This is a genomic window from Lederbergia citri (assembly GCF_018343625.1).
Lineage (GTDB): Bacteria > Bacillota > Bacilli > Bacillales > Bacillaceae_C > Lederbergia > Lederbergia citri.
Window position 1 is genome coordinate 1,567,525 of sequence record NZ_JAGYPG010000001.1, and the last position, 22,451, is coordinate 1,589,975.

Consider the following 22,451-nt stretch of genomic DNA (forward strand, 5'->3'; position numbering starts at 1 on the left):
AAATGTATACTTATACATAAAGTTTTATTTTTAATCATTCAATATATAGGATATTAACATAATAGATTACTATTATCAATACTTATTCAAAAAAATGTATATACATAAAGAAAGTGAACAAAGATTAGAGAGTTTATTGATGAATTTCAAACGTTCTCATAATCAATATGGCGTCCTTCAATTCAAATGCTGGCCAGTGAAAATATACATCATATCTTTCGTCTTTCCCATCTATCGTTACATAAAAATGATTAATTTGTATTATGTTTTCCGTTTTCACATGATTTAATTTTCGTATAGTTGGGTGGTGCATCCCCTTCATCTCCATAGTTTCAAATACAGAATCTAGATTCATGTTAATCTCTTTATCAGTAACTACTTTTATACCGCCCACATATTCTCCATCTCGTATAAACCATATTGTTCCATCCTCTTGCTTCTCCATCTTAACATTTGAAGGAAGGTTGATCGTAAAATTTTCAAATGGGTCATTAGCTGAACCAAATCCAAATAGATTCTCTCCTGTTATAATGGAATATGAATAAACACTAATCACGCTGAACATAATGAATAAAGCGAGGCCACTTATGACTGGCATGAAACGGTTTCGAGCAAAACGATGTTTTCTTGGCGATGAAAAAGTATTCAATTGCTGCAGTATTCTATTTCGTTGATCGCTGTTTAGTTCAAAACGGGGAAATTTCTTACCGTTTAATAGTTGGTTACTCATTAACTATCCCTCCTTCGCGAACATGTACCATATTTTGTTTTAAATGAGTTAAGGCACGATGATATGTCAAACTGACCTTTGATTTTGGCCATCCAAGAATTTCAGATGTTTCTTCAACTGTGTATTCTAAAATTAAACGGCAAATGATAACATTTCGATATGATTCCTTCATCCTATTTATATATCTATAAATCTCGCTAAGTGTTTCATCGACGATGACAAGATCTTCTATTGATTCTTTTGATTTAGCATTGTTTCTTATAAGATCAAATGGAAGTAATTTATATCGTTTTTCTTTCCGGTATCGATCGATTACGAGCCTCCTGGCAATTGAAAGCAACCACGTTTTGGGATTCGAACGACCCTCGAAATATTCCACTGATTTAAGAGCTCTAAGAAAAACCTCTTGGACAATATCCTCGACATCATATGAACGAGTGTAGTAAACGAGAAAGTTATATACTTCATCCCCATATTGTCGAAACCACTCTTCCACCATCGTATGATTCTCCATCTTCATCCCCTTTTCAGAAATCATTATTTATAGATTAGACGAATCAAAGTATTAAATATTTCACCACCAAAAAAGAAGGCGACCTAAAAATCCAAAATTGGAGTTTATGGTCTGCCTTCACAATGGTTTATTTATTCAATTCTCTTACAACATGTCCGATTTCTATTAAAATCAATTTCTCCATCGCCAACTTAACGGCTCCTGAAGAACCTGGCATGACAAAAATGGCTTTATTACGAAAAGTTCCAGCGCATGCTCTGGACATAATCGCAGCGGATCCGATGTCTTCCGTGTAACTTAACATCCGAAAAATTTCTCCAAACCCGACAATTTCTTTTTCAAATAATGCTGAAACCGTCTCGATTGTAACATCGCGTTTGGCAATTCCCGTTCCGCCTGTCAACAATATCACTTGTACCTCATCCATACCGGCTGCCTTTTCAACCATCGCTTCGATTGAAGTTTTATCATCTTTTACAATTTTATAAAAGGTAACATGATGTCGATCTTCCTTTAAAAGCTTTGTAATAAGATTACCGCTTTTATCAGTATCAACCGTTCTAGAATCGCTAACTGTAATTACGGCACAATTCACCGAATGAGGCGATTCGCTTTTATGCACTAATACGCTCATTTCAGCTCTCCGCTTTTTTCGAGCAAATACTTATATTGATAATATTTCACCGCAAAATGAGTGACCTTTCTAGTCGTACGATAGTTCATTCCCGCACCAATTGCTACTGATATAAGGGGAATACCAGAAATCGTTTTTCTAGAAAATAACATTATAAGGCTTATTTTTAAAAGTTCCTTTAACGGTTCGTCAACCCATGAATAGTCTGTGATCCGTTCATGAATATCAAAATAAAATTGCTCATCGTCCTTTTGCAAATCTTCCATTAAATCTTCCCAGCCAAACATTTTCATTCGTTCAGGCATTGTCGCAACATTAAATACTTTTAGCGTTTCAAGCAAGCCTGCTGGAGACTGGACATCGTATCCAAATGACATGGCTGTAAGTTGGACTGCACGTAAATTTATAACAAGCATGGCGATAAAATCACTTGTAATAAATAAAGGTTGTCCTGATCCAACCATTCCTCCCTGAACTAATGAATATATTCTATGTCGTGAGGCCTGTTGTTCGGCTATAAAAGTTAATTGTGCAACCGACATCTTGCTCCTCATGTCTGAAAAAGATTCTACTTCTTCATTCATTGATCTAGCTGCATTTAATATTCTTTCGCTTGCTTCATTTTGAAGCTTTGTTCCCCGTAAAAGGGAATTAAGTTGAAAAAGCCAATCATCCAGCCTCTCAAAAAATTGTTTCTGCAACGACTCTGGGAGAAGTGAAAATGCTTGATCTACCCATTTATCATAGGAATTTTCCAAATCGGTAGCTTCGTACTCCAAAAAGGATTGGCGCCATGTGTGCAGTTCCTCCAACAGTACTTCTTCTCGATGAGTTAAGTTCATTGATACCACTCCTTTATTTAAGGCTAAATTAAATTACTACTAGTTTTTGTAAGTTTGACAACATCTCTAGCAATCATAATTTCCTCATTTGTCGGAATGACAATCACTTTCACAGGCGAATGAGGATAATTGAGAAAAATCTCTTGGCCTCTAATCTTATTTAAATCCTCATCCCAGTATACACCCATAAATTGTAGTCCATTCAATACCTTAGCACGGATTGTACTGCTATTTTCACCAATTCCGGCCGTAAAGATAATGGCATCCACTCCAGACATCCTAGCAGCATAAGATCCTAAATATTTATGAATTCTATCTGCAAATATATCGAGAGCCAATTCAGCTCGATGATTTCCACCAGTAGCTTCAATTTCTATGTCCCGTAAATCGCTTGAAAAGCCGGATACTCCTAACATACCGGATTTCTTATTTAATATATCAAGTACTTCTTCAGCTGTCTTCCCTGTCTTCTCCATTAAAAATGGAATAAGAGCCGGATCAATATTTCCTGATCTAGTACCCATCGTCACTCCTGCAAGCGGTGTAAAGCCCATGGAAGTATCTATCGACTTTCCACCTTTAATAGCGGCTATACTGGCACCATTCCCTAGATGGCAGGAAATAAGCCGTAACTGTGATAAGGGTCGCTCTAATAATTGTGCAGCTCTTTGCGATACATATTTATGCGATGTTCCATGAAAGCCATATTTTCTTATACCATAGTTTGTATAATAATCGTATGGAAGACTGTACAAGTACGAGCTTTCCGGCATAGTTTGATGAAAAGCCGTATCAAAAACCGCTACTGCAGGAACCCCTGGCAATGCTTTCTGAAATTCCTTTATCCCTGTAATATTCGCTGGATTATGTAGTGGGGCTAATTCCGAAAGGTCTTCAATTTTTTGCAAAACTTCCGGTGTAATCAATGCTGAATCGTTGAATACCTCGCCTCCATGTACGACGCGATGACCGACTCCTTCAATTTCACCAAGAGAAGAAATGACTTCATTTTTAATAATACGATCCAATAATAATTCAACTGCCGTTTTGTGATTTGGTATGTCAATTGTTTCTTTAATACTCTTACCTTCCACACTCATCGTAAAAACAGAATCTTTTAACCCTATTCGTTCAATCATTCCTTTTGTGATGACCTTTTCCTCAGGCATGTTAAAAAGTTGAAATTTCAATGATGAGCTTCCTGCATTTACTGCAAAAATTTTTGGCAAAAGAATCACCTTTCTTTGTAGTAATTAAAATGTGTAGCAATCCTTATTTATTTTCTTTGAACCATTTTTCCACGCCTAGCATCATTTTATCAAGTGCTTCTTTATTAGATAGCTTTGGCAGCGTAGCAAGCAATACTTCTTTTGGTGCTTCGATTCCAGGCTTTTTCTTTTGAAGAATTAGAATGCTTTTCCCTGCATTTTTATCTTTAAACAATGACATGGGAAGCTGTAATACACCTTGTATATATACGGTTCTTTTTAAATAGTTATGGAGCTTGGAAGCCTCAGCTGATTCAAATAATCCATTAGGTATCAGAAAAAACAAATAGCCACCAGGTCTTGTATGATTTACACTTTGTTCTATAAATAAATGATGGGCATAAGCATGACCTTTTGAAGCGTTTAGTTCATATTGTCCAGCTTGAATATCATTTGGATAATAACCGACCGGCAAATCGCAAACAACTAAATCAACCGGGTCTATGAAGAGCGGTTCTAACGCATCTTGATGAAAAAATTCAGTTTGCTGCTTTTGAAGATTCGCTCCTACATACGCAAGCTTAATTAAAAGTTCATCTACTTCCACCCCATATGAACGGATTTGGCTGATATTTCCTTGCCTGTTCAAAATGGTTGAGAGTAAATTCCCAGTACCGACTGCAGGATCCAGGATTGATAAATCTGTTTTGGCTCCTATGAATTTTTCAGTTAAATAGCTAATGATAAATCCAATCGTATCTGGGGTCATTTGATGGTTTGGTTGAATATGACCTTTCATGCCTTTTAAAATTGCCAATTGAAACGCTTTACGTATATCTTCTGCTCCAATTGACGCTATAATAATATCAGAATATTTTCGCTTAAGCCGTTTTCTTGTTACTTCGCTAAGCGATTCTTGCAAAATATCATCATGAAAAAGGTTTTCGCCCGTCTCAGCGAGAGCCTCTATATATGTACAATCCAATTCTTCTTGTAAAATGAGAGCTGTTTCATCAAACAACTTAAACAGCCTTTCTACTGGAGTCAATTTCAAATTTCTTCCCCCCGTCACCCTTTATACTTATAGTTTATCTTTCGTTAACTCTACAAACAAGAAATAAGTATAAAACTCTATAATTACGCTCCATTTTTTGCATATAAAAGATAAAAGCAAGGAAGGCTTGCTAGCTTTTTCCAATTATTGTGGGAAAATTTAAAACAAGGAGAGAAAAATATGCATATTGGTGAAATCCAAAGACTTGCTGGCCTTTCTAATTATTATTGGAAAATTTAAGTAAAGGAGGGAAGGATATGCATATTGGTGAAAAACTTAAGTTAAGGAGAAAAAAAGCAGGATATACTCAAGAACAAGTTGCTGAAAAAATGAATATCACCAGACAAACACTGTCCAATTGGGAAGTCGGCAAGTATTATCCAGACATAGACTCCATTATTGAATTAAGCCGTATATATCAACTCTCCTTAGACGAATTGTTATTAGGTAAAATATATTTTAAAGGAGCGTTTCCTATGGCAAAAAAGTTAACAGAAATCGAGATTGAGCGTCTAATAAAGAAACATTATTCTAATGCAACTGATTTTAAGGAACTTGGTGGTGGACTTGTTTCACAAACATACAAATTTATTGCAGATGAAGGTAAATATGTTTTTCAAGCGGGAAATCGTACTGAAGTGTATGAAAAAGAAAGATGGGTTTACAACAATTTTAATAACCTACTTCCCGTGAGAAACGTATTAAAGGTGGGGGTGGACGATGGTGTTACTTATTCCATATCAAATTATATTGAAGGAAGTAAACTGTTCGATTTAAATAGTCAGGAATTACTTGATACTTGCCCATCAATAATGAAAACCCTAAAAGTATTGGAGTCAATAGAAGTAACGGAACAAAATGGTTATGGCAGATATGACAATAACGGACAGGGTGCTTATCCAACATGGGAAGATTTTATTAAAGCAGTCTTCAACGAGAATATATATAATTGGTCGGCCCTCGAACGAAATGGCTTAGATTCAAGTGTAGTGACTAATGCTTTACAAGAATTGAAATCTCATATTAGCAGTGTTACTTTAAACAAAAAATATATCATTCACGGTGATTTAGGATCGTATAATCTATTGGCTAAGGGTGGACAAATTTCAGGTATAATCGATTGGAGCCTTTCGCTGTACGGAGATCACTTATATGACAAAGCAAATATTTTATTTTGGAATGAAGATAAGCTTCGACCACTTATCCAACAAATAACAAGTAAATATATTGATTCTCCTGAAACAAAGGAAAAAATTTATTGTTATATACTTCGGATTGGTCTAGACGAAATCTATAACACTGTTATTCTAAACGAAGTCGGATATGACATTGAATGGGTAGCAAATAGACTACAAAAAATAATGGACAGCTTTTTATAGCTTTGTTACTTATCACGATTTCATCCACATCAAATTGAGAGAGATTGGAAAATTATCCAATCTCTCTTATTACTAGTTAGTTATTATTTTGCTTGTTTCGCTGCTGCCAAAGCGGAATCATAATCAGGATGGTTCGTCCCTTCGCTCACATATTCTACATAAACCACATTATCTTCACTATCAATCACAAACACACTGCGAGCTAAAAGTCGGAGTTCTTTCATTACAACACCATACGCTTCACCAAAGGAAAGATCGCGATAGTCAGAGAAGATTTTCGCGTCATTTAGACCATTTTCATTTGCCCAACGTGCTTGTGCAAATGGTAAATCGGCCGAAATCGTCAGTACTTGAACATTGCCTAAGTTTGCTATTTCTTCATTAAAACGTTTAGTTTGTGCTGCACAAACTCCAGTATCAACTGAAGGAACTACGCTGATTAAACGAATGGAACCTTTGTAATCACTAAGTTTAACTTCAGATAAATCATTCGCTAACACAGTGAAATCTGGTGCTTTATCGCCTACTTTTACCTCGTTTCCAACAAGTGTTATTGGATTCCCTTTAAACGTTACTGCTGCCATATTTCATTCCTCCTTAAAATTATGTACTTATATCATTGCTTAAAATTTCCACTACTGCAAGGAATAAGTTCAGCCAAACAAAAATAAAATAACTCGCTATTGCAAAGCGAGTTATACTTTTTACAAATCAAAATCTAAGCTTTCCTTATTTTCTGAATGTCCTTGCTGTTGGTGTTTTTTATTTGAAAAGTTACTCGTCATTTTCTGTATTTTTTCAAAAGCTGTTGGAGCTAAATCAATCATTTTTTCTAATAAGTGTGTGTTTTGTTCTAAATGAAGCATATTTACACCGTGTTTATTTACGATTAAGAATGCAATTGGCGTAATTGATACACCGCCACCACTTCCTCCACCAAACGGTAAGTATGAGCTTTGCCCTCCTTCATCTTCACTAGAAGAGCCGCCGCCATCTGAGCTTCCACCTGATTTAAACTCACTTCCACCCATAGCAAAACCAAAACCTACTTTTGAAACTGTTAAAATGACTCCTCCATCAGGTGTTTCTACTGGATCGCCAATAATTGTATTGACATCAATCATTTCTTTCAGATTTTCCATTGCTGTTGACATGACCCCTTGAATTGGATGCTCATCCATTAATGGACCTCCTGTTCAATCTTTGATTTTGCCTCTCGAGAAAAGAGGATTTTTGGTGTTTTTTCCATTCTTTATACAATTTATATCCAGCTACCATAGCTTTTCCTGTTTTTATATCTACCATACATCGCATATTCGTCTCAGCTGCAAATCCTTGAAACTCTGGCACAACTGATATGATGGGTCTAGTTTTAAATAAAAAAACACTTCTTATTAATGACAATATTGCCCCTTTAATTCCCCAAATCGCACCAGCTACTGTGCCGGAAAATGCAGCATCCCCCGTACCAATTTTCGTGTGCCATTCAAACTTCCGAATTCTCATTTTTTGCAAAAAAGAATAAAGTATGTGTAAAAAAGGTTTAGCATCTTTTAACATTGATTTCATAGATGTAAGGTCATCGATATGATCATTTATTTCCTCTTTTGCTTCCTTTGACCATAATTCATCCATAGAAAACTTCTTTTTTATGCGGACAAGTCCAAAAAAAGTCGTAATAGTAATAGTCGTGTACCTTTCCGACTTGCTGAATAAAATAAACAATTCAATTTTGATTTTCATAAAAATTATCACTAAAGTTAAAAGCAACAAAAGCAGTAAAAGGCCGTAAGTAACAGGAAGAGTCATATCATCCCTCCGGCCATCATTATTTCCATCTGAAAATAAAATAAACCCGCTTATGAATAAGCGGGTTCTATAATTTTCGTTCTTTCATGTATGACTGTAGTATCAGCAAAAATGTCATGTAAACCTTGTTTTTTCGGAGTGAATGCTACTACTGCATATAAAAAATTAAAAGTAGCAGAAATATAGCGTCCAATCCCTTCTCTAAAAATCACGGTTCCCCATGTTAATTTTTCCTCTTTAAGTGGTATCACTTTTAGTCCAAAAACCATTTTTCCGAGAGTTTGACTGAAAAACTTTGTCATTAAAATAAAATACAAATAGAAGATGACTCCCGCTGTTATCCCGTAGGGGGAGATGATGCCTGAATCAGAAAGGGAAATACCAATACCCCGAAAAATGGGTTTTACGAGTATTCCATTTATGCTGAAAATAATAACACTATCAAGCAAATAAGCCCAAAACCTCACCCAAAATCCTGCATAGTGATAGGACACAAATGGAGGTTTAACTTCTTCAACTATTTGATTTTCCATTTTGTTTTTCCCCCTTACTATTCAGAGTATAAGTACATTAGTCTAGGTGAATTTGGTTTAGATAAAAGATTGACAATCCCTGTCATTTCAGCCTGTTTTCCACCAACTTTTTGAGCGGCCATACTAAATAGCGAGCCAAGCCCTGCATTAGATGTATAGCGGACCACTTGAGCGCCGGCTAATTTATGATCTTTTTTCATTTGCTCAATCACATCTTCTTGGTAACCGAAATCATCAATCAACCCAACTTCTTTCGCTTGTCTTCCGTCATATATTCTTCCATCTGCAAGTTTGCGAACTTGATCTTCTGTCATTCCACGGCCATCGGCGATGATTTTTACAAATTGATTATAGGAATTTTTTAACATTGATTGCAAAATATCTTCCTCTTCCTTTGTCATATGACGATATGAGCTCATAATATCTTTGTATGGACCGCTCTTAATCGTCATAAAGTCGACTCCATATTTTTCGGCGAGATCGCTAATATTAACACCTTGCATAATAACCCCGAGGGAACCTGTCAAAGTTTCGGGACTTGCAAAAATTTTATCGGCTGGTGCAGAAATATAATAGCCTCCGGATGCAGCCATCGATCCCATCGAAACGTAAATTGGCTTTTTTGTTTCTTCCTTAATTTGAACGAGCTTATGATGGATCTCGGCTGACTCATTCGTTCCACCGCCTGGTGAATTAACACGAAGAACGATCGCTTTTATACTTTTATCATCCTTTACCGTATTTAATTGCTTCATAAATTCCCTATGTAAATAGCCATTTGTTGAAAATATAGATGCAGAGTCTCCCGTATCTTGAATGACACCATCCACTTCAAGCACCGCAATTTTATTAGCAGGATTACCTGTTTCAACAATCTCTTCTGTAAATGCTTTATTTGCAGAAAAATTCTCTCCAAACACCTTAGAAAAATCCGAAAAAATAAAGGCGCTTGCCATGTTGACTATACTAGATACAAAAAGAACTGCGGCAGCGATTCCTAGGGCCGCCCAACGTTTTCCATTCATCTGTTTTTCCTCCTTTTAGTGCGTTCCCATATTTATATACGTCTCTTTCTTTTAAATAGTTTCAAACTAATGATAAAATAAATACATAAGATGCACTAAACTCGAAAATTCTTTACATATGAGTGGCAAATACTTCAAGGGGGATATTTACAATGGAACAACGCAATAAAATTTTCTTTTTCCATAAAAATAGTCCAGACAGCTTTGAAAAAATTTCAGTCCTTAAAGAACTTGCGGAAAGGTACGGATTTAAAATTGTAAACAATTCGCAAGAAGCAAATCTAATAGCTAGTATCGGCGGAGACGGCACATTTTTACAGGCTGTTCGAAAAACAGGCTTTAGACAAGATTGCCTTTATGCAGGAATTCAAGACGATGGAATGCAAGGCCTGTATACCGATTTTCATATTGATAACATACACGATATGATTGACGCCATGACTTCGGAAAAAATTGAAGTAAGACGCTATCCAGTTATTAAGGTAGATGTTGACAATGAAGGTTCATTTTATTGTTTAAATGAGTTTACAATTCGATCAGGAATCATTAAAACATTAGTCATGGATGTTTTTATTGACGGCTTACATTTCGAAACATTCAGGGGAGATGGAATGGTGATTGCAACACCGACAGGAAGCACGGCTTATAATAAATCCGTGAAAGGTGCCGTAGTCGATCCACTTATCCCATGTCTCCAAGTGAGTGAAATGGCATCCTTGAACAATAACCGCTATCGTACACTCGGTTCACCATTTATCCTAAGTGAAGGCAGAAAACTATTATTAAAAGTTGTTCAAAATGGGAATGACTACCCTACCATGGGAATGGACAATGAGGCTCTGAGCACCCAGCGCGTCGAACAAGTTGAAATCCTTTTATCTGATAGACGAATCAAAACCGTAAAATTAAAAAACAACTCCTTTTGGGAAAAAGTAAAACGGACGTTTTTATGATATTTGTTGTCCAGCTAAGTTGGGATTGAAAATTGTATAAAGAGGGCTGGACTAGAGATTGAAAGCTTTCGTAATGGCCTGGTTCTGTCTTCTCGATTGTTGCCTGATCGAGACAAAACCTTAGAATTAAACTAGTTCTGTCCCGATTCAGGCGTAATCGAGAATGAAAGGCTTGGAAGTGAGCTAGTTCTGTCCCAATTCATGCACAATCGAGAATGAAACCTTGGAACTGAGCCGCTTCTGTCCCGATTCATACTCAATCGAGACTGAAACCTTGGAATTGAGCCGCTTCTGTCCCGATTCAGGCGCAATCGAGACTGAAACCTTGGAAATGGGCCAGTTCTGTCCCGATTCAGCGGCAATCGAGACTGAAACCTTAGAATTGAGCCGCTTCTGTCCCGATTCAGCGGCAATTGAGACTGAAACCTTAGAATTGAGCCGCTTCTGTCTCGATTCATGCGCAATCGAGACTGTAAGCTTGGAATTGAGCTAGTTCTGTCCCGATTCATGCACAATCGAGACTGAAACCTCGGAATTGAGCCGCTTCTGTCCCAATTCATGCACAATCGAGACTGAAACCTTGGAATTGAGCCGCTTCTGTCCGATTCAGCGGCAATTGAGACTGAAACCTTAGAATTGAGCCGCTTCTGTCTCGATTCATGCGCAATCGAGACGCAAACCTTGGAATTGAGCTAGTTCTGTCCCGATTCATGCACAATCGAGACTGAAACCTCGGAATTGAGCCGCTTCTGTCCCAATTCATGCACAATCGAGACTGAAACCTTGGAATTGTGTCCCTTCCGTCCCAATTCATGCGCAATCAAGACTAAAATCAGTTTTAGTAATGAGTTCAGTCTAGGTTCACCATATTTAGACCAAAAATAGTAAGTTTTAAAAAAACAAAACACTCAACTTATATAAAAAAAGCGAGAATCTAATCTATTTGGATAGATTAGATTCTCGCTTTTTTAATACCGTTAAGAGGATAAAGTCATGCTATTTTTTTTCGATTTCGCCCTTTAACGTAGTTCCAATTGAAAGAAGATAAAGTTACTAGAGCTAAAGCACTCCATATAAAAGCAAAGGCAATAAGACGTGCCACGCCAAATGGTTCACCATATATGAAAACTCCTAAAACGAGCATCATCGTTGGAGCGATATATTGAATGAAGCCCATTAAATATAAAGGAATTTTCTGAACGCCTTTTGCAAAAAAGAGCAAAGGTATCGCCGTTATCGCTCCAGAAGCAATAAGCAAGATATCATTTATAAATGAGCCTGAAAATAAGGCGCTGCTGCCATTTACCATATGAATGGAAAGATAGATTAATGCAATCGGTATTATGAGTAGAGTTTCCAACGCTAACCCGATGGATGAATCGACTTTTATCATTTTTTTTACTAATCCGTAAACTCCAAAGGTCAGCGCAAGACCAAAAGAAACCCATGGAAATTTTCCATATGACATCGTTAAAATAAGTACTCCAACAACTGCCAAGGAAAACGAAAATATTTGAACCCTTGATAAAGTTTCCTTTAAAAATACAATTCCTAGAACGATGCTCACTAATGGGTTGATATAGTATCCAAGGCTTGATTCTACCACTTTATCGTTATTAACTGCCCATATAAATAAAAACCAATTTCCGCTCACCAAAATGGATGCAGCTGCTAGTGCAGCAAACTTTTTAGGTTCCTCTTTAAATTGCTTCAAGCTTTTTATAAATAATGGGAGCTTTTTACTAAAAATTAATAGTACGACCATAAACCAAAAAGACCAAAAAATTCGATTTGCCAATACTTCATGTGCTGTTACATCAATGATTTGCTTCCAGTATATCGGCAATATCCCCCAAATAGAATAAGCGGCGATTGCATAAAAAATTCCTTCACGACTATGTTTTTCCATCGTATTTCCCCTGTTATTTAGATTTCCGAAATAACAATAATTATATACGATTTATTAAAATAATGCTTTAGCTTTTTTATTTACCAGAAAACTATTAATTGGTAGGCTGGGGTCTGTATAACTTTTGCCCTCAAGAAAGAAGTCAAAATCAATTGCTTACATGATTATAAACAGGCGATCCGTCTTTTGCTTTTTCATACACAATTTTCCCATCAACAACTGTCATCTCAACGCTTGTTGTTAAAATATCATCATTTTCAACGGAAAATAAATCTTGATTAAATATCGTAAAATCTGCTGAAAAACCTGGTTTTATCATTCCACGATCATGAGCATGTCCGCAAGCAAAAGCACTGCCTTTTGTATAAAGCGAAATTGCTTCAAACATAGACAATCTTTGTTCAGGCATATAAATTTGATGCTTATTATCATAAGGCTTTTCCCTGGTAACAGCAGCATGAATGCCTAGTAAAGGATTTGCAGGCTCAATTGGGGCGTCTGAACCTCCAGAACACGGTAAACCATTGTCAATCAGTGTCTTCCATGCATAGTTATATGTCATGTTTTGTTTGCCAATTCGATCAATAACCCATGGGAAATCTGAGCCTGTAAAACCGGGTTGAATGTCGATTTCAACCGGCAGCTTTTTCGCACGCTCAATTAATTCCGGCCGTAAAATTTGTGCGTGAATAAGCCTATCAAATATTCCTTCCCGCGGCGGAAACTCCTCAATTACCTCTAATACATTTTCAAAAGCAAGGTCCCCAATAACATGAGTGGCAATTGGCATATGATATTTTCTTGCCTTTGCTACGAGTTGCTTTAATTCTGATAATGAATGTATAGCCATTCCTTGGGTAGAGGGATCATCTGCATATGGTTTACTTAAAAGAGCAGTTCTTCCTCCTAATGAACCATCTACAAATATTTTCATAGCACCGAATTCTATATTCCCAATCGCCGACATGAATTGGTATCCATCTTTTTTCCATTCGTCTACGATTTTATGATGTACAAGTAAATGCGCTTTAAAGGGAAGTGATCCATCTCCTAAAACTCTTAAAAACGCTGTCATCGCATGACTATATGTTTCGTAATAGCTTAAATCTTCCGTATGCGCTCCTGTTAACCCGAATTTCCAACTATTTTTAATTCCTAATCTTAATGCTTTTTCTACATATTCATCTGTGATGCTTGGCATTTTTGAAAAAATAAAGTTTTGTGCTTCATCCTTAAATATCCCTGATAATTCTCCATTTTCCTCTCGTTCAATAACGCCACCAACAGGAGCAGGATCCTGTGGTTTTACATTTGCTGCTTCAATTGCTAGAGAATTTACAGCAATGACATGGCGGCACACTCTTTTCATTACGATAGGATTTTGCGGTGCCACTTTATCTAGTTCCCATCTAGATAGAGGTGTTTTATCTTGCCAGAGGTTCTCATCCCAACCTTCTCCAATAATCCATTCGCCTGGTGAAGATGTTTTAACTTTTTCATATATAGCATTTAAGACCTCATGCTTAGAAGCCTTCCCCGAAACATTTAGCTTTAAAAACGTTTCTCCATACCCAATTAAATGCATATGGCTGTCCACTAATCCCGGAATCATCATGGCACCCTTTAAATCAATGGAACGCGCTATTTTATACTTTTCTTTTAAAGTAGCTAACGAACCTGTTTCAATAATATGATCATCTTCTGATACAACAGCTTCTACTGTTTCGCCTTCTATTTCCATCGTATAAATCATTCCGTTATACCATATCGTCTTCATTTTTTTCTCCTTCTAGCATTAATACAAAAATGATATACAAAAGGAGAATATATTTCCAGCTTTCGACATATGCAAAAAGAAGCGGGGAAATAATTCCCCGCTTCTAGCCATTTATATTATATGTTAGTGGGCGCCGCCACCAAGTTGTTGTTGAGCCATTTGTACAAGACGTTTAGTGATTTCTCCACCAACAGAACCATTGGCACGTGAAGTTGTATCTGCGCCAAGATTAACACCAAATTCTGTAGCGATTTCGTACTTCATTTGGTCAATAGCTTGTTCAGCACCATTTACTAAAAGTTGATTGTTGTTTGGCATGTGTCTTCACCTCCTTGTACACATAGATTGTGCGAAAACACTTGCCTTCATTCAATCATTCACTGGTAATTGTTCCATTCACTACATAATCTTGTAATCACTAAAATAGATCTTCAACATCGGTTTCCTGTTGGTTCCTTCTTTCGCTTACTATAATTGTTTCCGTATTTTCGATTGCTTCACTCAATAATGGCTGCCAGTCCAATTTTTCCTCAAAAGCCATAACTTTTTCCAGTCTTGGACGTGTTTTAGGAGATGGGGGAGTAAAAATGGTACAGCAATCTTCATATGGTCGATTTGATATTTCCAGAGTATCAATCTCTTCGGCAATTTTAATAATATCGATTTTATCCATCGTAATAAGCGGACGCAAAATCGGTGTGTTTGTTACATTATTGATCGCATACATACTATCCATCGTTTGACTTGCTACCTGTCCTAGGCTTTCTCCAGTTACAATCGCTAATCCCTCATGCTTTTGTCGAAGTTCTTCCGTAATTCGAAGCATCATTCTTCTTGTTGATGTCATTGTATATCCTTCTGGAATTTCTTTATGAATCGTTTCCTGTATTTTTGTAAACGGAACGATATGAATTTTAACGCTTCCAGAATATTCCGCAAGTTTATGAGCCAAATCAATAACCTTTTGCTTTGCTCTTTCACTCGTAAAAGGAGGACTATGGAAGTGAACCGCTTCTATCCCTACCCCGCGTTTCATTGTTAAAAATCCAGCTACAGGGCTATCGATTCCACCTGATAGCATAAGCATTGCTTTTCCTGAAGAAGCAACAGGAAAACCGCCAGCTCCTTGAAAAACTTCTCCCGAAACATACACTGCATCATGCCTGACTTCCACAATTAGATTAATATCTGGATTCTTCACATCCACTTTAATATCATCTACATTGATAAGAATATGCGCACCAACCGCATGATTTAATCCATTCGTATCATATTCAAATGATTTATCAGAACGTCGTGCACTTATTTTAAACGTATTTCCAGGCTGATGTGCTTGATTTACAATATGTAGCGCAGCTTCTCTTATCGCATCAATATTTTTTTCCGTCTTAATTGCTGGGCTAAAAGATTGAATGCCAAAGACTTTTTTTAACCCGTGAATTACTGGTTCAACTGGTTCTCCATTTAATTGAACATACATACGATCCCATTCAGATTCAATCCGAATATTTTTAAATTCGCGAAGAATAAACTTTATATTCTTTTTCAACTTTTGTACAAAATGCTTCCGATTTCGTCCTTTAAGTGACATTTCACCATAGCGTATTAAAATTCTGTCGTAATTCATTTTTTTCGCCTCATTACTTTATTTAATCTCTCTAAAACTTCATGTAATGCTTTCATAAACTGTTGTGCTTCATCCATCGTATTTTCATATGAAAGGCTTACTCGAACTGCAGATTTTGCAATATCCTCATTTACCCCAAGCGCTAATAACGTACTGCTTGGAGTATTTTCCTTTGAAGAGCAGGCACTCGTAGTTGAGACGATAATTCCCTCTTCTTCAAGCGCATGAACAATAACTTCCCCTTTATGCCCAATTACTGAAAAATTCACAATATGTGGAGCTCCGTTACGAGGTGAATGGATGATAATCTGCGGCAGCTTCATTAGTTCATAAAATAAAAATTCACTGATTTGCTGCAGCGTATTACCTTTTTCTTTTTGAGCTAATAATTCCATTCTGAGGGCTTTCGCCATTGCTACAATTCCACCTGTATTTTCCGTACCACTTCGGATTTTTTGTTCTTGATTGCCACCAGTTACTTGTGGATCTAGCCGTACACCTTGATTTTTATATAGAAACCCACTTCCTTTTAAGCCGTGAAATTTATGCGCAGAAAATGTGCAAAGATCGACGGAATTTCCATAAAGATCAAGCGGGATTTTTCCTGCTCCTTGAATATGGTCAATATGGTATATCACTTTAGAGTATCGACTCAACAATTGGCCAATTTCATTAATGGGCTGAATTGAACCAATTTCGTTATTTACGTGAATCGTCGAGACCAAAATTGTGTTTTCAGTTAGAGCTGCTTCAACATCGTCTACCGAAACTATTCCCTCCGAGTTAACTGGCAAATAAGTCACATCGAATCCCATTTGTTCCAACTGCCTGCATGGTTCCAGAACGGATGGATGTTCGATGGATGTAGTAATAATATGATTTCCTCTACCTCTATATTTTAGTGCTACTCCTTTAATGGCTAAATTATTTCCTTCGGTGCCACCTGAAGTAAAGATAATTTCGGACGTTTTTACACCGATAAGATTAGCAATTTGCTCACGCGCTTTACTAATTAACCCTTCCGCTCTCCCGCCAAAATTGTGAAGAGAAGACGCATTTCCGTAAAAATCCCGATTTACTTTTAAATATGTATCCAATACTTCTTCATATGGTTTTGTGGTCGCGCTATTATCAAAATAGATCATTGTTAACACACCTTTAAAAAAATCATTATGGCAATTTTAAATCATAACATTGAAATTAAAAAAGAAAAAGGACTTATCTTATAATTTGTGTATTTTAAAAATATATGATAAAAAGCGGAAGTTCATGTTGTAGATAGTTGTTCCACTCCCAATTACAGCTACATGAGATGAGTCTGGTCAATTAGACGGTAATTGTCTAATTAAGCATCCAAAAAAGCTTGTAGAGTCTCTACAAGCTTAACTTTGGAATCCATTATTGTTTAACAAAGTCATCGTGATATATTTCTTCAATCCGCTTTAATGCTCCAGGCTCAATTTCTTCAACCGCAGTTGCAGCCTGTTCTAGAGCAGACTTATATTCGAAATTTCTAAAAGCCTGCTCCGCTTTTTCAAGACTTGCCCTCAATTGTGGGTTGCGTCCCCTATATCTATTTCCATATTGAATCACTTTTTCTGCAAGATGAGCATTTTCAATATGTTCCTCTGTCCTAGAATACAAATAATCGACAGTGTCCGTTGCATCATATAAAAACTTTTGGACAGAATTCATATTGAGTGGTTTTTCCTCTAAACTTTTAAGCACATCTTCTATTTGCTCTTCAGCCTGTTCAAACAGAGATTCGAAATCTCCCGGAAGCCCAGGCATTCGGCTTTTCTTTACGAGCCAAATAATTTCCTTAATTTTCTTCTGCAATATTTCAATATTTTTTCTAACTTCTAATTCGTCTTTTCTTAAGTTTTGAAGTTTTACGATAAACTCATTTTGTTCTTGTTGCAACGCTTTAATTTGAGCATCAATTTCTTTTAGTTCGTCACTCAAAAGAGTAAAAGCCGTATTTTCTTCATCTATTTTAGCCTTTAAAATTTCATAACGCTTTGAAAGCTGGCTCAAGTTTTTGTCAAACTTACTTGGTGTCTCAAGATCGTCTTGTAATAATTGATAACTATGTTGGACAATCTTTGTTTCATGGCTAATTTCACGATTAACTTCTTTTAGTTGCTGTAAAGTTGCATCGGCATTTTCATTTTCTTGTAAAATATAATGTTTAGCATATACTTCTTTTTCAAGTAAGTCATATAGATTATCTATCTTTTCTTTTACTTCTTGCAGTCCTTTTTCTACTTCTTCTGTTTCCGTTGCCTTTAGGAACTCAATATAAGTATTAAGTTCTTCATCAAGTTCTTCAAACTGACGATCAATTTGAAGGTGTTCCAAAACAAATCCTTGTTGCTTCATATCATTAAAACCATCTCTAAGCTCATTCTTTTGAGAAGGAATCACCGTTTGACATTCAGTAAGTAAGTCGGGAATTTTTTCCATTTTTGTAATCAGTTGTTCCAACTCGGAAGCAAGGGTAATGACAACTTTACGAGCCTCTAAATAATTCCCACCATTAGTCAATTCTTCGTAGTTAGCAATTTTTTCACCAACGGCATCTAGCAATTCTTCAAGTTTCTCTGCAGCAACTCCATATATATGACGATGCGCCAGAACATTCTTCTTGGAATTACGATATTGATCAAGCAGCCCTTCGATTTCTTCCCTGTTTTTTTCTTCACTGCCGATCAGTTCAGCTAGTTCTTCAAGGATTTGGCTAATTTGGACTTCAATATCCTCAAGCATTTTTTCAATTTTAATATTCGTTTCTTTCGCCTTTTTAAAGCGATATTTATCGGAATACTCTTCTGCATAAAATAACATTTCATCAATATTAGGAAGTTGGACGGCAATAATATCATCCCACATCGCTCGCCAGCGCTCAAACATCTCCTCAGTTTGCCCCGTCATATTTAGTTTTTTCACTTTCGCCATTTCTTCCATAACAGGACGATTCATTAATTCCAATTTTCTTGTTTCGAGGTTGTCAACTTCCTTATAATATTTTTTTCTCATAAAATATCCTACAATAAATAAAATAAGGACTAGAATTATCGAAGCAATAACGATTTCTACCATAGTAAGCCCCCTGTTCCTTCCATCTTCCAACCGATCATCTATGTATAATACATTAGTAAAAAATGTTTTTAAGATTATGTTCTTCTATAATACCATGAAGGCGACAATTTTTGACTAATAAATGCAATTTTACCCAATAAAAAGTTGATTATTTTACAAAAAGTGGTTTCTAACAAAATAAAAAACGCCTTGGTAGGCGATAAAGATCATTAAACAGGTAATTTTTTTATAGTGGGAGAAGCATTTTCTTCTTCGGATCCTAATAAAATGAGCAGCCAGTTTTTGATTGTATTAAAATATTTTTCAGCAAAATATGGTTCTTGCGGAATCATCCCCCACACTTCACGAACGTATAAATTATTTAGATACGGCATCATAAGCATTCCTTTAAGCTGGATGACAATCATGCTGATAGGAGATGGAATTTTATTTTCTTTTAATGCCTTTTGAATCATAGTCGTATAGAAATATTGCTCTTTCATCAAATATAATGAAATCATTTCCCGGGATGTTTGAGAATCTATCGTTACTTCTCTCCATACAAAGCGCGCCAGCTGATAATGTTTACTTTGAAAAAATATTACTTTTTTTATCGCTCTTATCAAACATAGCTGAGCTGAATCATTTTCGAGCTTTTCTGTCTCGTCCTCCAGAAAAGATAAGTACGGTTCGAAAAAATAAATAAGACATTCTTCAAGCAACCCTTGTTTATTTTTAAAATAATATGAGATAGTAGCTGGATTTACATTAGCCCTGCTAGCAATATCCCGAATCGACGTTCCTTGATAGCCTTTTAAATTGAACAAAGCAATGGCCGCTTCTATTATCGCTTCCTGCGTATTCATACGATCCCCGCTTTCAACGTCTTGAATATTATGAAAAAATATGTAAAAATAATTCAACAGTCTATCCGAGCATTCCATCAATATATAATGTACAATTCGAGAGAAATACACGAAATCCTTTGAAGATTTATCGACAGTTTATTCAGCAATGATGATTTTTGTAAAAATTTGTTTGTTTAGAGAGGGTGGGGTAAATGTTTGAAGTGAAAAATTATAGTGGAGATCGAGTAAAAAATTATGAGCTTGTTACGAAACAACTCGCTGCACTTTTAGAGGGCGAATCTAATCAAATTGCTAACTTAAGTAATGCATCTGCTTTACTGAACCAATTCCTCGATAGAATCAATTGGGTTGGATTTTATTTAATAGAAGATAATGAACTAGTACTTGGTCCATTCCAAGGATTGCCTGCATGTGTAAGAATACCATTGGGAAAAGGTGTCTGCGGAACAGCTGCGGCTAATAGGGAAACAGTCGTGGTAGCTGATGTACACTTATTCCCTGGACATATCGCATGTGATGCCGCCTCTCAATCCGAAATCGTGATTCCATTAATCAAAGATGGAACATTATTAGGAGTTCTCGACATTGATAGCCCGGAAAAAAATCGCTTTGACGAACTTGATAAAGAGTATTTAGAGAAGTTTGTTGAGAAGTTGCAGGAGTATATTTAGAGGTTACGAGTATAGCGGAATGAAATCGATATTTCCTCGGTTTCATTCCGCTATTTTTTGAGTATATTGTGTATTCGAGAACAAATATAAAATGCGATGTTTTTGCGAATTATTAACTGATTCTAGATTATATTCTAATATCGACAGAGTTACTAGCGAATTTATTGATCAATTCACGATTAAATTACAATATATAAGGAGATATTTGCGAATCATTCTTCCTGCTATTAACAATCCTATACACATTTAATTCTTTACTCTCGAATCTAAGTTTCATTTTCCACATTCTTTTCAATTTAATTATCTTAATTGTATGAAATATCAACTAAATAAACAAGGACAAAAAAGCTACCCTATTTCCATTCGAAAGGTAGCCTTTAAGAATTATATTTTCTTTACGGAAATTCGATTCTTCCCTGCTTTTTTCGCCTCATATAGAGCTGTATCAGCGCGGCTAAATAACTGTGTAAGTCCATCTGGCTTGCAAGGATCCCAATTAGAAACTCCACAAGACATGGTGACTGCAGGTTTTGTTTGTTGTGATACGTGATTCAGGAGTCGCTCTGCAATTTGAGCTCCCTGTTCGATTGGGATGTCTGGCAAATATACGGCAAGCTCTTCCCCACCCCAACGAGCACCTATATCCGTTGAGCGAAGACACTTGCGGATTAAGTCTGCAACTTGGATAAGAACCTGGTCGCCTGTTTGGTGGCCAAATGTATCATTTATTTCTTTAAAATCGTCTAAGTCAATAAGTATGAACGTCCCACCACGGTCTGATTTCATCGACTCTTCAATCATATCATTTAAATAATTTCTAGCATATAACTGAGTTAATTGATCTGTAATCACCAATTTCTCTAGTTTTTCCCTTAGCATCAAATTCGCAACGGCCAATGAAGATCGTTGAATTAATGATTGTAAAAGCTTAAATTTTTCAAAGGAAAAGCTATAAGGCTTGTTACCAAGAACAATGGCTAAACCGTTAACCGCATTACTATGAATCATAGGCACTGCCATTAATGAACCATAAAATGTTTGAACAGATAAAGGCATTTGTTTGATTTCTCCCATGAAAAGAGATTCATTGGTATTTTCAATTTTCTTTAAAACTGCATGAATTAGCTCATTACTTGATTCTTCTTCAAAATAACTGGAACTACCTTCTAGCACTCTCGGTCGGTGGTCTTCTAGAATGATAAATCCAATTGCAGCTGCTTGAAATGACTTCTTAATCTGATTATGTAAATAATTCATCGTTTCAAATAAACTAGAAGTAGAATTCAATTTTTGTGATATTTCATCGATTAATCGCAAATCCTCGACAAGTTTTTGTGATTGCTGATATAGTTTTGCATTTTCCAATGCATTTCCTGCCGTATTAGCTAATAATCGTATAAAATCAATCTGACTATTTTCAAGCTCCGAAGTTAAAAGGGACTTAACTTGCAAAACACCATATACACCTTGTTTTCCCTTTAAAGGTGCATACATAACAGGATATTCTGTATCTTCTAATTCGACTGTAGCGTTTACATACGAAGCAATAGCTGTAGCGTTTTCAGAATTATATTCTAAATTTTTGATAGGTAAATCTTCGCACGCGTCATGATCGTTCGATAGAAGCAAAAAGTAATCATATGTAGGAAAAACTCTTTTCAGCGTTTGAATAATTTCCGCTAACACACTATTAATATCCATACTAGAATGGAATTTTTCAGTTACTCTGAATAATTCTCGATACTTTATTTCTTCTAATGTTTTATTATCATCTATGGGATATGTCCGATCTGGCATCATTCTACCCACCCATCAAGTACTAATAGTTCAAGATAA

The 22,451-nt window shown here is 36.1% G+C and carries 22 protein-coding genes; 3 read left to right on the forward strand and 19 right to left on the reverse strand.

Annotated features, from left to right (window positions below):
• Positions 1–133 precede the first annotated feature (133 nt).
• From KHA97_RS07885 to KHA97_RS07910, 6 genes are all read right to left on the reverse strand, one after another.
• The gene (locus KHA97_RS07885) at positions 134–730 is read right to left on the reverse strand and encodes a hypothetical protein (protein ID WP_213124136.1); all 597 of its coding nucleotides are present in this window, start codon (positions 728–730) and stop codon (positions 134–136) included.
• Positions 723–1,244, reverse strand: coding sequence for an RNA polymerase sigma factor (locus KHA97_RS07890; protein WP_213124137.1), 522 nt, complete (start codon positions 1,242–1,244; stop codon positions 723–725). The genes KHA97_RS07885 and KHA97_RS07890 overlap by 8 nt, the downstream gene beginning before the upstream one ends.
• A gap of 127 nt (positions 1,245–1,371) precedes the next feature.
• The gene (locus KHA97_RS07895) at positions 1,372–1,878 is read right to left on the reverse strand and encodes a MogA/MoaB family molybdenum cofactor biosynthesis protein (RefSeq protein WP_213124138.1); all 507 of its coding nucleotides are present in this window, start codon (positions 1,876–1,878) and stop codon (positions 1,372–1,374) included.
• Positions 1,875–2,720, reverse strand: a complete 846-nt coding sequence (locus KHA97_RS07900; RefSeq protein WP_233713333.1) for an EcsC family protein — start codon at positions 2,718–2,720, stop codon at positions 1,875–1,877. Before KHA97_RS07900 ends, KHA97_RS07895 begins: the two co-directional genes overlap by 4 nt.
• A gap of 23 nt (positions 2,721–2,743) precedes the next feature.
• Positions 2,744–3,949, reverse strand: coding sequence for an acetate kinase (locus KHA97_RS07905; protein WP_213124139.1), 1,206 nt, complete (start codon positions 3,947–3,949; stop codon positions 2,744–2,746).
• Between the two features lie 43 nt (positions 3,950–3,992).
• A complete protein-coding gene (locus tag KHA97_RS07910) occupies positions 3,993–4,982 on the reverse strand; it encodes a class I SAM-dependent methyltransferase (RefSeq protein ID WP_213124140.1) in 990 nt (329 codons plus the stop codon).
• A gap of 257 nt (positions 4,983–5,239) precedes the next feature.
• On the opposite strand from KHA97_RS07910, the gene KHA97_RS07915 reads away from it, so the two are divergent.
• On the forward strand, positions 5,240–6,361 hold the full coding sequence (locus KHA97_RS07915; RefSeq protein WP_213124141.1) for a helix-turn-helix domain-containing protein: 1,122 nt from the start codon (positions 5,240–5,242) through the stop codon (positions 6,359–6,361).
• A gap of 83 nt (positions 6,362–6,444) precedes the next feature.
• Here the strand turns inward: KHA97_RS07915 and tpx are convergent, their stop codons facing one another.
• The 5 genes from tpx to sppA form a co-directional block, all read right to left on the reverse strand.
• Positions 6,445–6,945, reverse strand: a complete 501-nt coding sequence (gene tpx / locus KHA97_RS07920) for a thiol peroxidase (RefSeq protein ID WP_213124142.1) — start codon at positions 6,943–6,945, stop codon at positions 6,445–6,447.
• A gap of 120 nt (positions 6,946–7,065) precedes the next feature.
• Complete coding sequence (gene ytfJ / locus KHA97_RS07925; RefSeq protein WP_213124143.1) at positions 7,066–7,542, reverse strand: GerW family sporulation protein; 477 nt, start codon at positions 7,540–7,542, stop codon at positions 7,066–7,068.
• The gene (locus KHA97_RS07930; RefSeq protein WP_213124144.1) at positions 7,535–8,170 is read right to left on the reverse strand and encodes a DUF2953 domain-containing protein; all 636 of its coding nucleotides are present in this window, start codon (positions 8,168–8,170) and stop codon (positions 7,535–7,537) included. Before KHA97_RS07930 ends, ytfJ begins: the two co-directional genes overlap by 8 nt.
• 50 nt (positions 8,171–8,220) lie before the next feature.
• Positions 8,221–8,703, reverse strand: coding sequence for an RDD family protein (locus KHA97_RS07935; RefSeq protein ID WP_213124145.1), 483 nt, complete (start codon positions 8,701–8,703; stop codon positions 8,221–8,223).
• Positions 8,704–8,720: 17 nt separating this feature from the next.
• The gene (gene sppA / locus KHA97_RS07940) at positions 8,721–9,728 is read right to left on the reverse strand and encodes a signal peptide peptidase SppA (RefSeq protein WP_213124146.1); all 1,008 of its coding nucleotides are present in this window, start codon (positions 9,726–9,728) and stop codon (positions 8,721–8,723) included.
• 152 nt (positions 9,729–9,880) lie between these two features.
• Between sppA and KHA97_RS07945 the strand changes: the two genes are divergently transcribed.
• A complete protein-coding gene (locus KHA97_RS07945) occupies positions 9,881–10,681 on the forward strand; it encodes an NAD kinase (protein ID WP_213124147.1) in 801 nt (266 codons plus the stop codon).
• Positions 10,682–11,672: 991 nt separating this feature from the next.
• Here the strand turns inward: KHA97_RS07945 and rarD are convergent.
• The 7 genes from rarD to refZ form a co-directional block, all read right to left on the reverse strand.
• Positions 11,673–12,590, reverse strand: coding sequence for an EamA family transporter RarD (rarD, locus tag KHA97_RS07950; protein ID WP_213124148.1), 918 nt, complete (start codon positions 12,588–12,590; stop codon positions 11,673–11,675).
• A 148-nt stretch (positions 12,591–12,738) separates the two neighbouring features.
• Positions 12,739–14,367 (reverse strand): amidohydrolase, encoded by a 1,629-nt coding sequence (locus tag KHA97_RS07955; RefSeq protein ID WP_213124149.1) that lies wholly within the window; start codon positions 14,365–14,367, stop codon positions 12,739–12,741.
• Positions 14,368–14,490: 123 nt separating this feature from the next.
• Complete coding sequence (locus tag KHA97_RS07960) at positions 14,491–14,685, reverse strand: alpha/beta-type small acid-soluble spore protein (RefSeq protein ID WP_213124150.1); 195 nt, start codon at positions 14,683–14,685, stop codon at positions 14,491–14,493.
• A gap of 100 nt (positions 14,686–14,785) precedes the next feature.
• A complete protein-coding gene (gene thiI, locus KHA97_RS07965) occupies positions 14,786–15,994 on the reverse strand; it encodes a tRNA uracil 4-sulfurtransferase ThiI (protein ID WP_213124151.1) in 1,209 nt (402 codons plus the stop codon).
• The gene (locus KHA97_RS07970; protein ID WP_213124152.1) at positions 15,991–17,139 is read right to left on the reverse strand and encodes a cysteine desulfurase family protein; all 1,149 of its coding nucleotides are present in this window, start codon (positions 17,137–17,139) and stop codon (positions 15,991–15,993) included. Before KHA97_RS07970 ends, thiI begins: the two co-directional genes overlap by 4 nt.
• A gap of 253 nt (positions 17,140–17,392) precedes the next feature.
• Positions 17,393–19,096, reverse strand: a complete 1,704-nt coding sequence (ezrA, locus tag KHA97_RS07975; RefSeq protein WP_213124153.1) for a septation ring formation regulator EzrA — start codon at positions 19,094–19,096, stop codon at positions 17,393–17,395.
• Between the two features lie 209 nt (positions 19,097–19,305).
• Positions 19,306–19,941: a forespore capture DNA-binding protein RefZ gene (refZ, locus tag KHA97_RS07980; protein WP_213124154.1), complete on the reverse strand. Its 636-nt coding sequence runs from the start codon at positions 19,939–19,941 to the stop codon at positions 19,306–19,308.
• Positions 19,942–20,135: 194 nt separating this feature from the next.
• Between refZ and KHA97_RS07985 the strand changes: the two genes are divergently transcribed.
• Positions 20,136–20,615: a GAF domain-containing protein gene (locus tag KHA97_RS07985; RefSeq protein ID WP_213124155.1), complete on the forward strand. Its 480-nt coding sequence runs from the start codon at positions 20,136–20,138 to the stop codon at positions 20,613–20,615.
• 384 nt (positions 20,616–20,999) lie between these two features.
• Here the strand turns inward: KHA97_RS07985 and KHA97_RS07990 are convergent, their stop codons facing one another.
• Positions 21,000–22,412: a sensor domain-containing diguanylate cyclase gene (locus KHA97_RS07990; protein ID WP_213124156.1), complete on the reverse strand. Its 1,413-nt coding sequence runs from the start codon at positions 22,410–22,412 to the stop codon at positions 21,000–21,002.
• Positions 22,413–22,451: the final 39 nt, after the last annotated feature.

Excerpts from the sequence above, each read along its gene's own strand:
- rarD (WP_213124148.1), bottom strand. The coding sequence starts at position 12,590 with ATGGAAAAACATAGTCGTGAAGGAATTTTTTATGCAATCGCCGCTTAT.
- KHA97_RS07930 (WP_213124144.1), bottom strand. The coding sequence starts at position 8,170 with ATGACTCTTCCTGTTACTTACGGCCTTTTACTGCTTTTGTTGCTTTTA.
- KHA97_RS07915 (WP_213124141.1), top strand. The coding sequence starts at position 5,240 with ATGCATATTGGTGAAAAACTTAAGTTAAGGAGAAAAAAAGCAGGATAT.
- KHA97_RS07985 (WP_213124155.1), top strand. The coding sequence starts at position 20,136 with ATGTTTGAAGTGAAAAATTATAGTGGAGATCGAGTAAAAAATTATGAG.
- KHA97_RS07960 (WP_213124150.1), bottom strand. The coding sequence starts at position 14,685 with ATGCCAAACAACAATCAACTTTTAGTAAATGGTGCTGAACAAGCTATT.
- KHA97_RS07900 (WP_233713333.1), bottom strand. The coding sequence starts at position 2,720 with ATGAACTTAACTCATCGAGAAGAAGTACTGTTGGAGGAACTGCACACA.
- tpx (WP_213124142.1), bottom strand. The coding sequence starts at position 6,945 with ATGGCAGCAGTAACGTTTAAAGGGAATCCAATAACACTTGTTGGAAAC.
- KHA97_RS07890 (WP_213124137.1), bottom strand. The coding sequence starts at position 1,244 with ATGGAGAATCATACGATGGTGGAAGAGTGGTTTCGACAATATGGGGAT.
- KHA97_RS07935 (WP_213124145.1), bottom strand. The coding sequence starts at position 8,703 with ATGGAAAATCAAATAGTTGAAGAAGTTAAACCTCCATTTGTGTCCTAT.
- KHA97_RS07970 (WP_213124152.1), bottom strand. The coding sequence starts at position 17,139 with ATGATCTATTTTGATAATAGCGCGACCACAAAACCATATGAAGAAGTA.
- sppA (WP_213124146.1), bottom strand. The coding sequence starts at position 9,728 with ATGAATGGAAAACGTTGGGCGGCCCTAGGAATCGCTGCCGCAGTTCTT.
- ezrA (WP_213124153.1), bottom strand. The coding sequence starts at position 19,096 with ATGGTAGAAATCGTTATTGCTTCGATAATTCTAGTCCTTATTTTATTT.
- thiI (WP_213124151.1), bottom strand. The coding sequence starts at position 15,994 with ATGAATTACGACAGAATTTTAATACGCTATGGTGAAATGTCACTTAAA.
- ytfJ (WP_213124143.1), bottom strand. The coding sequence starts at position 7,542 with ATGGATGAGCATCCAATTCAAGGGGTCATGTCAACAGCAATGGAAAAT.
- KHA97_RS07955 (WP_213124149.1), bottom strand. The coding sequence starts at position 14,367 with ATGAAGACGATATGGTATAACGGAATGATTTATACGATGGAAATAGAA.
- KHA97_RS07945 (WP_213124147.1), top strand. The coding sequence starts at position 9,881 with ATGGAACAACGCAATAAAATTTTCTTTTTCCATAAAAATAGTCCAGAC.
- KHA97_RS07895 (WP_213124138.1), bottom strand. The coding sequence starts at position 1,878 with ATGAGCGTATTAGTGCATAAAAGCGAATCGCCTCATTCGGTGAATTGT.
- KHA97_RS07990 (WP_213124156.1), bottom strand. The coding sequence starts at position 22,412 with ATGCCAGATCGGACATATCCCATAGATGATAATAAAACATTAGAAGAA.
- refZ (WP_213124154.1), bottom strand. The coding sequence starts at position 19,941 with ATGAATACGCAGGAAGCGATAATAGAAGCGGCCATTGCTTTGTTCAAT.
- KHA97_RS07885 (WP_213124136.1), bottom strand. The coding sequence starts at position 730 with ATGAGTAACCAACTATTAAACGGTAAGAAATTTCCCCGTTTTGAACTA.